This is a genomic window from Pseudomonas sp. GP01-A4 (assembly GCF_058780865.1).
In genome coordinates, this window is the sequence record NZ_JBYSWF010000037.1 from 39,875 (window position 1) to 52,228 (window position 12,354).

The 12,354-nt window shown below is 53.4% G+C and carries 15 protein-coding genes; all 15 read right to left on the reverse strand.

Annotated elements, in window-relative coordinates; genetic code table 11:
* Positions 1-36: 36 nt before the first annotated feature.
* The 15 genes from AC3WKX_RS20505 to AC3WKX_RS20575 are packed head-to-tail and all read right to left on the reverse strand — an operon-like array spanning position 37 to position 11,783.
* Positions 37-519: a KfrB domain-containing protein gene (locus tag AC3WKX_RS20505; protein WP_102605327.1), complete on the reverse strand. Its 483-nt coding sequence runs from the start codon at positions 517-519 to the stop codon at positions 37-39.
* Between the two features lie 14 nt (positions 520-533).
* Entirely contained in the window at positions 534-1,139 is a 606-nt protein-coding gene (locus AC3WKX_RS20510) for a phospholipase D family nuclease (protein WP_102605328.1), read from the reverse strand.
* Positions 1,129-1,458 (reverse strand): TrbM/KikA/MpfK family conjugal transfer protein, encoded by a 330-nt coding sequence (locus AC3WKX_RS20515; RefSeq protein WP_102605329.1) that lies wholly within the window; start codon positions 1,456-1,458, stop codon positions 1,129-1,131. Before AC3WKX_RS20515 ends, AC3WKX_RS20510 begins: the two co-directional genes overlap by 11 nt.
* Before the next feature lie 29 nt (positions 1,459-1,487).
* On the reverse strand, positions 1,488-2,390 hold the full coding sequence (locus AC3WKX_RS20520) for a lytic transglycosylase domain-containing protein (RefSeq protein WP_102605330.1): 903 nt from the start codon (positions 2,388-2,390) through the stop codon (positions 1,488-1,490).
* A complete protein-coding gene (gene virB11, locus AC3WKX_RS20525) occupies positions 2,374-3,402 on the reverse strand; it encodes a P-type DNA transfer ATPase VirB11 (RefSeq protein WP_102605331.1) in 1,029 nt (342 codons plus the stop codon). Before virB11 ends, AC3WKX_RS20520 begins: the two co-directional genes overlap by 17 nt.
* 9 nt (positions 3,403-3,411) lie before the next feature.
* Positions 3,412-4,695 carry a TraB/TrbI/VirB10 family type IV secretion system protein gene (locus tag AC3WKX_RS20530; protein ID WP_102605332.1) on the reverse strand — a complete coding sequence of 428 codons (1,284 nt, stop codon included), beginning with the start codon at positions 4,693-4,695 and terminating at the stop codon, positions 3,412-3,414.
* 2 nt (positions 4,696-4,697) lie between these two features.
* Positions 4,698-5,489, reverse strand: coding sequence for a TrbG/VirB9 family P-type conjugative transfer protein (locus AC3WKX_RS20535; protein WP_102605333.1), 792 nt, complete (start codon positions 5,487-5,489; stop codon positions 4,698-4,700).
* 24 nt (positions 5,490-5,513) lie between these two features.
* Positions 5,514-6,179: a VirB8 family type IV secretion system protein gene (locus AC3WKX_RS20540; protein WP_102605334.1), complete on the reverse strand. Its 666-nt coding sequence runs from the start codon at positions 6,177-6,179 to the stop codon at positions 5,514-5,516.
* A gap of 3 nt (positions 6,180-6,182) precedes the next feature.
* On the reverse strand, positions 6,183-7,046 hold the full coding sequence (locus AC3WKX_RS20545) for a TrbL/VirB6 family protein (protein WP_102605335.1): 864 nt from the start codon (positions 7,044-7,046) through the stop codon (positions 6,183-6,185).
* Positions 7,034-7,438 carry a hypothetical protein gene (locus AC3WKX_RS20550; RefSeq protein ID WP_102605336.1) on the reverse strand — a complete coding sequence of 135 codons (405 nt, stop codon included), beginning with the start codon at positions 7,436-7,438 and terminating at the stop codon, positions 7,034-7,036. Before AC3WKX_RS20550 ends, AC3WKX_RS20545 begins: the two co-directional genes overlap by 13 nt.
* Positions 7,431-7,643 carry a hypothetical protein gene (locus AC3WKX_RS20555; RefSeq protein ID WP_102605337.1) on the reverse strand — a complete coding sequence of 71 codons (213 nt, stop codon included), beginning with the start codon at positions 7,641-7,643 and terminating at the stop codon, positions 7,431-7,433. The genes AC3WKX_RS20550 and AC3WKX_RS20555 overlap by 8 nt, the downstream gene beginning before the upstream one ends.
* 27 nt (positions 7,644-7,670) lie before the next feature.
* On the reverse strand, positions 7,671-8,345 hold the full coding sequence (locus tag AC3WKX_RS20560; RefSeq protein WP_173883035.1) for a TrbJ/VirB5 family protein: 675 nt from the start codon (positions 8,343-8,345) through the stop codon (positions 7,671-7,673).
* 8 nt (positions 8,346-8,353) lie between these two features.
* Entirely contained in the window at positions 8,354-11,038 is a 2,685-nt protein-coding gene (locus AC3WKX_RS20565) for a VirB4 family type IV secretion/conjugal transfer ATPase (RefSeq protein ID WP_256579811.1), read from the reverse strand.
* Positions 11,025-11,318 (reverse strand): VirB3 family type IV secretion system protein, encoded by a 294-nt coding sequence (locus AC3WKX_RS20570; RefSeq protein WP_102605339.1) that lies wholly within the window; start codon positions 11,316-11,318, stop codon positions 11,025-11,027. The genes AC3WKX_RS20565 and AC3WKX_RS20570 overlap by 14 nt, the downstream gene beginning before the upstream one ends.
* A gap of 3 nt (positions 11,319-11,321) precedes the next feature.
* Positions 11,322-11,783 carry a TrbC/VirB2 family protein gene (locus AC3WKX_RS20575; RefSeq protein WP_102605340.1) on the reverse strand — a complete coding sequence of 154 codons (462 nt, stop codon included), beginning with the start codon at positions 11,781-11,783 and terminating at the stop codon, positions 11,322-11,324.
* Positions 11,784-12,354 lie beyond the last annotated feature (571 nt).

A 12,354-nucleotide genomic window follows, 5' to 3' on the forward strand; every position in this document is an offset into this window, starting at 1 on the left:
CTTATCTGTCCTAGATCTGCAGCAATTGAACGCGGTTTAAACCCGCCCTATTCCAGCGGCGCCTTTAGGCAGGTGTTCGGGTGATCTTTGCCCATCCAGCTCCATGGCTGGCTTCGCTATGCCGACGCTTTCAGACACATAGCGAATGCTCACTGATCTGTCACTGGTGAACACAGCGGCTTGCACGCTGTTGAGCGACGTGCGCTTGTGTTCAATCAAAACATCGTAACCATTGACCCGCGAAGCTTGATAAAACGACTGTGAATCGCGGTGAACAATTGGGCCATCGTAGGCCCTGCCAATGTCCGGCTGAATAGCAGGACCGTATTTTTGAAACAGTTCGAAGGATGGCTCACTACTGCGCTTGTGATCGGTCGCCCAGTCTTCGACATTCCGTGGCGAAGCGTTCACATGCTCCGCCGCGTTCTCACCAGGTCGCTTGCCTCCTGTCAGCTGATAAGCACCACGTTCACCCTGTTGCGTTCGATCCTTGTCCATTGGGTTTTCGTCTTTTTCCATTGGTAGACCCTCGCTCAATACTGCGGTTTGAAAGCTTTGCCCTGATCCCACCGGCTTTGCCAGTGGTTCAGGTATTGCTCGGCGAGATCGGCATCATTCCAAACCACCAATGCGTTCTCGCTGTTGCTCTTGGCGGCGGCAGCGGAGTAGTTGAAGCTCCCGGTTTCTACCGCTTTGCCATCCACAACGATGAATTTGTCATGATGAATCGCGTAAGTGCTGATCGTGCGCGTCGGTATGCCAGCACGTACCAGGAGTGACAGCGCGTGTTTCCCAGCCCGCGAGCCGTTGCCCTGCAGGTTGCCTTGGTAATCAGCAACCACCGCCACATCGACCCCGCGCTGTTTCGCTGTGATCAATGCTTTCGCAACATCAGGACTGGTGAACACGTAGGCCGAGAGCCTGATCGAGCTGGAGGCAGAATCAATGGTTCGCAGTACCAGGTCGCGGGCAGATCCTTCCGGAGAAAACCCCACCTCGATGCGACGTGCACCGTCTACATCGACCGCCGCCGCTGACGGCTTGGCGTCCGTGGACTGGTCCGCCCAAGCAATTGGAGACACCAAGCCAAAGAACGCGGAGAAGGCAAAAATGCGGGCGGCGTGCAACTTAGAACCCATAGCGCGAGCCTCCCCACTTATCGTTTGCTTCTTTGGCGCTGTCTTGAGCTTCAACACATTGCGCGACAAAATCCCCACGGGCTGCAGCAGTCCGGGATGGGCTGAAGTTGCCATGCTTGAACTTCACGATGCTGAAATAGCGCTTGAGATATTTGTCGCAATCACCGTCGCGGGACATGCCAAGCAGACAGAGAGTTGCACCGCAAGCATCGTCATTGCTGTTTTCCCCATTCGAAAGGTCATTAGGGGGCTGCGCGCCTGCTTGGGCAACACCGGCAAATGCCAAAGTCGCCAGAAAAGCTAAAACTTGTTTGCGCATTGGGATCTCCTTTTCTCGCATGCGAGAAATCAGTTAATTATCTGTACGAACGAAGGGGTGGCTTGCTGCTGTACGGGCGTTGCCGCTGGCTCAGCATTAGCAGTCTGCCCGTCAAAGGCTGTGAACTGCCGTTTTTCCTCGGGCGCATCGCCGGTATCCAACTGAACCTGAATCTGCGGCTTTTGCTGTGCTTGGGGTTGTGCCTGTGCTACCGCCTGACCGTTTGAATCAGTGAAGGTCAGCCACGGGCCAGCAGGCTGCTCAGAGGCTCCCTGAGCGCGCTTACGCGCTTTCGATGGGGATTTGGTGCTAGCAACTACAGGGATGGCTTGAGCGGCTTCCTGAACGTCGAACGCGGGCACAATTGGATCTTCTGGCGTTGGGTTACTTGCACGGTCGACCACTTTTTCGACGTAGGACATTTCCCCAGGATGGTCTGGTTTGAAACCGCGCAGTTCGTTGCCGCTGTAATACATCGACGTTGCTTTCAACAACGCTTCTTGCTTCGTGCTGCTGGTCTTGAGGGCCTGACTGTAATACTCGATCAGCAAATTGCTGATCGCCTGCAGGTTGCGGCAGGGCTCGAAAACGTCCTGATAGCTCAGGCCCCGGGCGCGCATGTTCGTGACAAGCAGTTGCCCCAAGCCCATCGCGTAACGGTGGCCATCCCGCTCCAGCTGTTCAGCCGTCGCAACGGCTTCACTTAGGGACTGGGGTTGACGCTCAAGACGAGTACCAACCACGCCAATGGCGTAAGGGTTGAAAGAGGATTCATTGCCTATCAGCGCTTTGAGCGTTGACGCGTGAACGTTCGGGGCGCACTTGGCTGCCAGTTCGGAGAAACGTTTAGGCTGTGATTCTTCGGCGGCAACGTGGCCGACAAGGCAGGCCGATGCGAGGATGGCCAGCGCGAATTTAGGCAGCTTTTGCATATTGCACCTCCGTGATGAATCGACGGCCATCGAAGCCGTATTCCCACTGGATCACTACGTCGATCAGGTGACGTGAGAATTCCACAAGTTGGTTTTTGGTCATGTCAGAGCCGCCACGCGATGCCATCGACGCAAGCCGGTCAAACATCAGGTCGGGGCTGTCCGAGTGGATTGTGCTGAATGAACCGCTATGGCCGGTGTTCAGCAATTCAAGATAGGGGTAAGCCTCAGCACCGCGAAGCTCGCCCATGATTGCGCGGTCAGGCGTAAGACGAAGAATCGACTCAAGGTGATCAAACGGAGTGACCCGCGCTTTGCCTTGGCCACCTCGGGAATAGATCAAATGAACCACGTTCTCGCTTTTGAGACGGATCTCGCGGGTATCTTCGATGGTGACGATCCGCTCATTAGGGTCAACATGCTGCAACAGCATATTGAGGAAGGTGCTTTTGCCAGCGTTTGTCCCTGCCGAAATCATGATGTTTTTGTGGGCCTTGACGCACCCAATGAAAAACTCCGACCAGCGCTTGGCGCGGTACAACTCGACCAGGTGATCATCGCTGTACTGATCTGGCGTGCGTGCCTCGTTGATCTGGTCAAACGCTCCCGAAGCGATGTATTGGTCCATCGTCAGCTGAACGCGGCCAGGTTTACGAATACAGACGATGCCGCCGATATGTTGCTCAACGGCAGGCGCAAGCACGCACTGGACCCGATAGTCGCCACGTTCCGAGTCCGCTACGTGGTCGCTCATGTCCATAGGGATGCGACCGGACAGGATCGGCGTATAAGCGTTGACCTCTTGCTCTGTATGCGCCGCAATCAACTCGGCCAGCGACTTGATCAGCGGAAGGGTGACGCCATCCACAACGACGGGGCGCATGAACCGGCTACCGCGATACGCGGCCCATACGTTGCCTGGACCATTGATAGCGATCTCGGATACCGCAGGGTCATCGAGCAGGAAATCAAAGCTGCGCAGCTTTTGACGGAACGAAGCAATCTCAGACATGGAAAAACCTCAGTTAATGAATTTCACGCCGCCGCTGTCAGCCTCTTTGGCTTCCTCGGCGAACTGTTCGGTGAAGTCCAAATCACGCTGCAGGTAGATCACAACGCGTGAGCCATGAGGAACGGTGACTGTCGGTTGAATGTTTGCGTACCGGCTAAGAATGGTTTGCGAGGACTCAGCAGCAGCCTGTTGCACTTCAGTACGGTACTGCGAGGCCGAGTTTTCTTGATCACCCGAGGAAACGCCGGAGTTGGAAGCACCCGCGCCGATGATCGAGACGGCAGCAGCAACGCCGAAGATCTGCGCCCAGTGGTTATCAACGACACCACCTTGGCCAGCGGAGCCCAGTTGGTCAGATCCAGCGCTATCCAATGCAATTTCCATGGCGCGACGACCCGGCAACTTGGGCATACGCAACCAGTTCCAAACGGTGAATAGGCGCTCTTGACCAGGTGACAGACTGGCGTTATAGCTCCCGCACACCGAAGACCCCCAAGGGATCATTACGCGGCGACCCTCCGCCGCATAAACGTCCTGAGCAGTGGTTACACAAATCTGACCGGGCAATTGACTCTGCGCCCGTGGCTGCAAAGTCGCCTCGATTGCAGCACCCTGCAGAACCTTGAACTGCAAATTTTCCAGAGCGCGAGCTTTCGCCACCGGTACGCCGGTGGAGTAAGTCGACGATGCGAAATTCTCGTTGGCATTGCGGGAGACGCGCCCGGAATTACCCGAGTTACCGCCCAGCAACGACCCACCGGCTGGCTGTTGAGCTGGATCTTGATCGTCACGACCTTGCGCAAAACCATCGTCCTTTGCAGTTGCAAAAATCGCGGAGCGTTGACGCGCAGCGAGCATCTTTTTGCGCGCCACCTCTTCTTGCAATTCCAACGCTTGACGCTGACGTTCAGCTTCGCTCAAGCCCTCCTGTTGAGTCTGACGCTCAGCTGTTGAACGCGGAGTGTCAGCGGGTGCGCCAGGCTCGCCATCGTTGCTCACTGGCTTGACCTTCGCCGCTTCGCGCTTAGGTGTTGGGTCCTGGACCTTGCGGCGATCAGCAGCGACTATCTCGTCGTTTTTTGCAGGGGCAGCAGGCTCGCCGCTGTCATGCTTGAGCCAGTACACAAAACCACACGCCACAACCGCCGCGCCAATCATCAGAACGCCGCTGCGCTTTCCACCAGAGCCAGCCTTTAGCATCGAGTTCGATTGCGACTCGTTCCACTCGGCCATTTCTTCTTCGCGGGTTTTGTCCGCTGGTTGATCAGTTGGTTTGATAGGTTCCTTCGCCATGGTTATGCCCCTCCCCCATCACGCGCACCCCGAGTAACAGTGCGCTTATACGGATTCGACAGGTTTTCAACGCAGATGTAGGAATTGCCGCTGCGCACCACGAACATGCTGGCCAGGCGCTGAACCACCCAATACTCACCCTCGCGGCGAGCATTGACCATTGCCTCAGTGCCGTCAGGCAGCACGCGGTAAAACTGCGGCAGATCCGCACCTTTCTTCATCAAAAACTTGGTGAACTGACCGTCATCCATGACGCCCTGCAGGCCGATGGCCTCTTTGTCACCCGAATAGCCGTAGTTGATGTTCGGGGAAGAAGGAGTACCGGTGCTGGTGACTGGCCCAGTAGCCGTAGGCGCTGGGGTATCCGCTGCATCGTTAAACGATGTGACACGGCTGGTTGGATAAACGAATCGGATCAAGTACGACTGGCTTGTTTTCGCCTTCGTACTGTTGAGCTGAAAGTAATACGTCCGCTTGGATGTAATCACCGTCATATTTGTGTCTGCATTGTCTTCCACGGGCTTCAAGAAAACCCGGTTACGGAATGGCATGCTCTGCCAGGAAATCGTGTCACCAAGTGCAACGACTTTGACCATTTCATCCGCTTCGAACTCAATGGATGTTTGGTATCCGTAAGTCCCGACCAGCTCGTAAACTTGGTTTGGGTCATAAGGCACTTGTTTGACACGGTTGTCAGAGGACAGAGCCCTCGGCAACTTTGCGGCTTGTGCATTAAATGCACACAGAGCCAAACTCAGGGCAATAGCTGTCGGTAGAGCGAACTGTTTTTTCATGATTAGTTTCCTTGTGGGAATGAATTACTGGCGGCTCAGTTCTTCACTCTTACGGTATAAAGTTGCCAAGGTGCCAAACGGGTTTTCCCAACGATCACCCAAGGCTCTAGGGACCATTGTGTGTGCAACCTTTATCGTTGCCAGGTAGGAAGTAACCCTTGGCTCTTTGTCACCCCACTTGTGATTGGTTGAAAGGAATATCACCTGATACTCATCACCAACCTTGTTCATGCGCTTGGGTTGGGCCTCGATCCAGTCGTTTTCTCCGAGCGAAGCGTATGGATTGCGTGCGTTATCAGGGCTGATCTCCTTCTCATATTCGACAGCGACATTCCGGGTCATGTACGTGTGGCAGGTATCGGACAGCTGTTGCTTGCGGCGAGGGTCAAAGGTGTTACAAGCACGAATGAAATCAAACAGAACGCCTTCGATAACAGCCTGCTCTTTATCGACGTTTTCCGCCGTAACCGTGCGCTGCTTGAGCACTTCACCATCGGCGCCGATCACCGTCACCACATTGACGAACGTCTTTGTTTCAGCCAGGAACGCGATGGCAATTGCCGACCCCAGCAGGGCTAGTGCGAACGCACCATTCAGGAAGTAACTACGGTTACGTTCTTGTTTTACCTTCTTGTGTTCGAGCTGACGCTTACGGCGTGCAATCTCATCTTTCTTCAATGTATTGTCCATTGCTTATTTCCCCAATCCTACAGTTCGCAATGCCATCATCGCCAACGAAGAACCACCGACTGTTGCGCTGGTAGCAATCGCAGCTGCCCACCCACGAACTTGCAATAAGCAGATGATCAACACGCCTTCAACGATGATAAGAGTTCCCCATTGTTGAGCGGTGATCAACGCAGCATCCGAAATGGTGGCTGTATTGGCGACTTCATCAATTGCTTGACCGAAAATCGCATATCCAAAACGAACAATTGCGATGGACAATATGTAGATCAGCGAGAAGTTCAGCATTTTGCTAAACCAGCTCATTGTCCATTGCCGTGTTTGCTCGAAAAAAACGAACCCGAGCAGTATTGGCAAGATGCACATAATGATTGCTGCACCAAACTTAGCGATCAGCATATTCAGGATTGCAGCGATAAACAAAATGCAGTTCACCGCAAACAAACCCGAACCCATGATGATCATGCCAAACTGACGCCAGCTAACGTTCATCAGCGTGCTTGCGACCTGGCCGACATTCACATAAAGCGCGTCAAGCATTGAAGTGCTATCAACACCCCGGCTCATAATTTGTGCCGCAATGGTTTCAGTCCAAGTGCCCCAAATCTGATAGAGCGCCGACCCTCCGGTTGACCAGTTGAGCGTCAGGAAGACCATAAACGTGAGCATTGCCCGTTTAACAATGTCCCACGGCGCAACAGAGATTTTGCCGTTATAGGTCTGAATACCCAGGACTGCCCAATAAGCGACGGCGATTGTCCAGACCAGGGGCTCTACCAAGCCAGCGAGATTTGGGAAGACCTCGGCGACAAAGCTAGTTGTCACCTCATCGGTCGCCCCAATCAGGCCCTTGAGGGTTAGGTCCGCCATGGATTCGATGCCCCGTACACAGACTTGAAGTGCGTGATGACCTCGGAAGAACGGAAGTCATCAGCACCAAGTGTCACGCCCGTTTCGGCTTTGATCTCTTTCGACGTTTTGTCGATGCACCCAGCGACCAGGCCCCCTTTGTACGATGGGTTCTTCATGTAGATCTCGGCGAAGCATGTCCCCGGAAACCACCTGGCCACATCAGCTTTAGTGGCTTTCAACAACGGGTTGCCAGAAGACGTTTCGATCCGTACGGGAGCATCGCCATTAGAAGCCGCTGGAGCCTCGCTACCGAACTGAAAGGTGGTGGTGTTGACGTAGATGATGGTCCCCACGACAAACCCGGCGACGATCACGCACACGGTATTGGTGACGGTGAAGAACTTAGACATTGCGGGCCTCCTTGGCCTGAATAACGAAAGGCTTGAACTCACAGGCACATGGCGACTTGTCGATCTTGCCGGTGTTGGTTACACAGCCCGAAGCCGCAGACACGATGACGAGCAGCAGCATGAACTTGCCAAACCGGTAGAACAGCCACAGAGGCCCCCAGGCCGGTACGGTGATGATCTTGAGAATCAGCCAAAGAGTTTTCATGTGATCTCCTTTTCTCGCACGCGAGAATTAGTCTTTTTTCCAACGGAAGAACTGTTCGTTCTGCGACGTTGCTTGGTTTTCCTGATTAGCCAGGTTCGCCTGCAGGTTCATGTTCAATGCCTGCAGCTTGGATTGGGCAGACGTAAGCATGCCGTTCTCAGTGGCAATTCGGTTTTGCAGGTCGGCGGCATCCTTGGAGTTGGTGGTGCTATCAACTTGCATGGAAAGCGTGGTCAGGTTGTTCAAGTGAACCTGTACCTCGCTGTACAGCGCTTCACCCGCTGACATGGCAGCGACAACAGAGTTAGAGCTGAGCTGGTATCCGCGTGCCCGGTTGCTGTCGGGACTGGCGAACAGTTCTTGCGGCAAGGTGTTGACCAGTTCCTCGTAATACGACTGCTTGCTGCCGTAGGCACCCGAGTTTTGACGAGATACAACCTCTTGCCAGGAACCGGGCACTACGGATGCGGAATTGATCGAATCATTCAGACCGATAGAACCTCGACCATAGGAACCTTGCATATTGTTCATAATGTTGGTCTGAGTTTCGTACTGCTGTTTGAGTACCTTGAATTGCTCTTGAAGCTGGGCCAACTCTTGAGCCATCGCGGCTGCGTTTGCATAGTCGAATGTAGGAACCCCCGCGTGAGCTGAGCCACCGAGAACCATCACTATTGCTGTAGCAATACTTAATTTCTTCATACGAGCCATCATCGAATCGCCTTCAAGTTGTGGGTGTTATTGGCCTTGGCCTCTGCCATGAAAACTGGCACCCAGACCTCGGGGTCATTGGTGCCCAGGCGCTCAATGATTGAGTACATCAAGGCCACACCAACATCGTTTGAAGACAGGACCGGAATGAAATCGGACAGGTCTTCGTCAGGGTTATCGGAGGACAGGTCGAAGCACGCACGAATCGATTCCTGGCCGCGACGAATCAAGAACTTGCGGTCCTTTGGATTCAGCTCGCGCAACCACTTCTTTTCTTCCTCCGTCAGGTTCTTGTGGTCTTCGTCTTTCACCGAGTCGCTGGCCAGGTAGATCTTGGTTACGGTCTGCTTGTCGATGGAGTCGGTTTCACTGTGGAAGTACTTCGCGTCCGGGGTGATGAAGATCAAAATCCCGTTTTTACGGCGGATCTGCATGATGAAATTGTCAATTCGATTGCACCAAAAATCGTTTTTGACCAGGTTCTGCCCTTCATCCAAAACCAGAATGAAGGGTCTGCCATTCATGGCCTGCTCAATGCAGTGCAATGGGTAGCTCATCACTACCGGCAGTTCCGGGCGTGCTTCGCCGCCTTTCATCAGCTCCGACATTTCAAAGCAGTAGTGCCGGGACTTACTGAGATCGAAAGTATCGGTTTCGTTATCAAATACGCCGGCGTTTGCACCTTCGATTCCTTTGGCCCCGTGCCAGATGGCCATGATGTCGGCTAATGCACCGTGCCCGTAGGTCCATACAACATTGCGCAACCGACGATTTTCGTACGGCAGCTCGTAGTTCTCGTTTACTGCATCCTTGAACCGCTTGATATCGTCGGCCTCAGTGGCGGTGCTTGCGTAGCACTCACGCATCTGGATCTGCAGATCGATCAGGTAGGCACGGTTCTCAGGCGTGTCAGGGAGTTTGAAGGGGTTCCAACCCATGCTGTTGTGCGGGGAAAGGATGGAATGCACGCCGCCCATGGCCATCATGAAAACCGTGGCCCCGTAGCGCATGTCAAACCAGTACACAACCGGCAAGGCTTTGTCCGCTTCACTGACTGTTTCAGCGATCAATGCGGTTTTACCCGACCCGGTGCCTGCAGCCACGCCAGTGTGGCCAGCGACCATCCCTTCCAATTCACGGTGGTAGTTGAAGTTGTATTGAGTGCCACTTTCCGTTTCGAAAGCAGTGATTGCAGGGCCCCACAGGTTGCCGTCACGACGCCCGCGAGCAAAGTTGTGCAACGATGCGAAGCCCGCAAAGTTGGTTGACTTGATCTTTCCCCGGCGACCGATAAGAGCTTCTTGTTGACCAGGTAGCTGCGACCAGAAGAACGTCTCAAGGGCCAACCACTCACGAACCGACTTGACGTTCAGGTCGACAAAACAGCCTTCGATCAAACCAACTGCATTATCCAGTCGCTTCACATTCGCTTTGCGACTCTCGGCGGTGGTGTTTGTGTCTGATGGAACGTGAATGAAAATGGTCAGGTGATGTTTACCATTGACCGTATCGCCACGGCGCAAAGCACGGATACCCTCGGCCAGTTCCTTGGCATCGTCCTCGGAGATTTTGTGTGGATCCGCAACCTTGAGACGGCGAGTTTCATCCATCATTGCCGACTCAGCTTCAATACGGTTTTCGAAGAAAAACGATTGAGTGATGATGAATTCAACTGGCTGTTGCAGGAATTTGTTCATCATGCGCGACGGTGTACGACGCGGCCATTCAGCCATGCTCAACATGGAACCGATGCGTGCTGACGTACTGCCGCGAATCTCGCACATGTTTGCCAGGATGCGGAAGTTCAACCGGGCGTAGGGCAATGCTTCCTTGATTTTCAGTTCAGTGACCGGGATTTTCCGGTACTCAAGATTGATCAAGTAGTTGAAGAAGCTGCTCAGCTCGCAGTATTCCTCGCCCAGGTAATCGTAAACAGCATCTGCGTCGTACTCGGCGTGATCCCCCAGCTGGACCTTGAAGTCGTCCCATTTCCACTGGAAGCGGGACACTGCTTGATATGCAGCTTCGCGATCAATGACGCCGTTGGTTGCAGTCGGATGACGCTGGATGCGCAGACGAGTAGCGCCATAGTCGGACAAGCCTCGCAGTACAAGGTTTGCGGCCTTGTAGAGTGAGTCGGCCATCGCTTCATGCGTCTCGCCTGCTTCATCTGCAGCTGAGTTACCAGTGACCAGCGCGATTGCCCGATCCATGAGTCCTGGCACGCCTGAGCGAAAGCGGTTCCGAACCAGCGAGATATAGATCTCGTTGACGTAGAAACCTCTGTTCTCATAGCGCTTGCGCAACCGGGCATTGAAATACTTGGAGAACCAAGTACCGCCCTGCCCTTCTGGAAAGTCGATCACCTTACGGCGGATGACATGAACGTAAATGGCAAAATCACTGCTTGCCACTGTGCGTAGTACGGTATTGCGGCGTTCTTCGAACAGCTTGATTTGCGTGCTAGTGAGCGAGTCGAACATCAGGCCATCAATCTTGATGACCTGCACCAGCGAATCCTCGCCGGTGATGACTGTTTGATCGTCATAATGCACGTCATACGGTACCATCTCGCTGACCACCAACTCATCGAGATCCTGATCGGACCCTTCTGGATGTTGGACACCAAGCGAAAGATCCATATTTCGCACTAGCTTATTAAAAGCTTTATCAACGAGGCGCATAACTTCTATATCCCCACAGTTTACGTAGCCGTGATGCTCTCAACTTGAATGCCGCTCTCAGCACACCAAACAAGTACACGTCTTTGCTACAGATCCAGTACGCAGCGGCAAAAAGTATTGGCATCGTAGCGAGCACATAAAGTGATCGAAGTAACAGTGCTGCCAACACTGGGGTTATGAGGCTGATCAAAATACTCGATAAGGTAAACGGCCCCACCATTGATGGCCGGGCCATCGCCACTACGAGCACTTCACCTTCATCAGGATTTTGCTCGGCCATGGATTACCTCAAGCTTGATTGAGCGCCTTCTTTGATCGTGTCGACAAAGTTCGGGGCAAAGAACACCAGGAAGATACCGAATACCGCCCAGCCAAACTGGCCCCACGACATACGACCGGACTTCGCCTGAAAGCCGCAGAACGCAATGGCTGCGATACCCAGGTAGTAACCAACGTCAAAGATGAGGAAGGACACGAAGTCCTTGGCCATGCTTTTCAATCCACTGAAATCCAGTGCCGCGTTGGCGAATTCAGGGATCAGGGCCAGCGAGAGAAGCGACCCCAGCGTTGCAAACTTGGTGGCCTTGGCCATCCAGTCATTACGCATCATCGCTTTATGCGACGGGGTCTTTTGCGAGAGAACGCTTTGCAGGGTTTGTGATGCCTTGGCCTTGAGCCAAGTACGCCAACTTTCTTTGTTCAGTCCTTCTACGGTTCGTCCAACTTTGGAAGTTTGAGATTGCATACCATTGCCTCTTTCATCATGACGGGGAACCCCCGTACGTTACTGTTATTACTCTAAAAGGGTTGTTAGGGCAGGTTTCCTTTATGAAGTCGATAGCAGTATCGGCATTCTTGAATAACCTGGTTTTCCCTAACGCGGTTACAACGTTGTAAACCTGTCCCGTCGAAGGACTTTCAATAATTAATGCCCACTTTCGTCCGTCGCTGTCGATTCGTTCCTCAAGAACGACCCGGTAATCAGGCTGTGCGACGGCGAAAACCGCCAACTCTCTTTTGTCTAGGCTCTGCATCATTTCCCCAGGGCAACCGTTCACTAGATACAGGGGCGATACTGGAGTCCTACACGTCTTTGATCTAGATCCCACCTCTCATTTCTTCCCTCTATCGGGTTTTATTCCATGAAATCGATGTTTCGTTACACAGAATAAGCATTTCATTTGACGGAATCAATGTTTCATTTGTAAAAATTCGGATCCATGCAGATAAAAAACGAAAGGCCTAGCCCCAGGCATTAGCCCGGCTACGGTTTAGGTTCTATAAGTGTTTGAAAGGTGGCGAATTTCCATATTCAC

Coding starts and splice junctions, on each gene's coding strand:
- AC3WKX_RS20530 (WP_102605332.1), bottom strand. CDS start 4,695: ATGGCGAAGGAACCTATCAAACCAACTGATCAACCAGCGGACAAAACC.
- AC3WKX_RS20505 (WP_102605327.1), bottom strand. CDS start 519: ATGGAAAAAGACGAAAACCCAATGGACAAGGATCGAACGCAACAGGGT.
- AC3WKX_RS20555 (WP_102605337.1), bottom strand. CDS start 7,643: ATGAAAACTCTTTGGCTGATTCTCAAGATCATCACCGTACCGGCCTGG.
- virB11 (WP_102605331.1), bottom strand. CDS start 3,402: ATGTCTGAGATTGCTTCGTTCCGTCAAAAGCTGCGCAGCTTTGATTTC.
- AC3WKX_RS20565 (WP_256579811.1), bottom strand. CDS start 11,038: ATGCGCCTCGTTGATAAAGCTTTTAATAAGCTAGTGCGAAATATGGAT.
- AC3WKX_RS20515 (WP_102605329.1), bottom strand. CDS start 1,458: ATGCGCAAACAAGTTTTAGCTTTTCTGGCGACTTTGGCATTTGCCGGT.
- AC3WKX_RS20510 (WP_102605328.1), bottom strand. CDS start 1,139: ATGGGTTCTAAGTTGCACGCCGCCCGCATTTTTGCCTTCTCCGCGTTC.
- AC3WKX_RS20545 (WP_102605335.1), bottom strand. CDS start 7,046: ATGGCGGACCTAACCCTCAAGGGCCTGATTGGGGCGACCGATGAGGTG.
- AC3WKX_RS20560 (WP_173883035.1), bottom strand. CDS start 8,345: ATGAAGAAATTAAGTATTGCTACAGCAATAGTGATGGTTCTCGGTGGC.
- AC3WKX_RS20535 (WP_102605333.1), bottom strand. CDS start 5,489: ATGAAAAAACAGTTCGCTCTACCGACAGCTATTGCCCTGAGTTTGGCT.
- AC3WKX_RS20570 (WP_102605339.1), bottom strand. CDS start 11,318: ATGGCCGAGCAAAATCCTGATGAAGGTGAAGTGCTCGTAGTGGCGATG.
- AC3WKX_RS20540 (WP_102605334.1), bottom strand. CDS start 6,179: ATGGACAATACATTGAAGAAAGATGAGATTGCACGCCGTAAGCGTCAG.
- AC3WKX_RS20520 (WP_102605330.1), bottom strand. CDS start 2,390: ATGCAAAAGCTGCCTAAATTCGCGCTGGCCATCCTCGCATCGGCCTGC.
- AC3WKX_RS20575 (WP_102605340.1), bottom strand. CDS start 11,783: ATGCAATCTCAAACTTCCAAAGTTGGACGAACCGTAGAAGGACTGAAC.
- AC3WKX_RS20550 (WP_102605336.1), bottom strand. CDS start 7,438: ATGTCTAAGTTCTTCACCGTCACCAATACCGTGTGCGTGATCGTCGCC.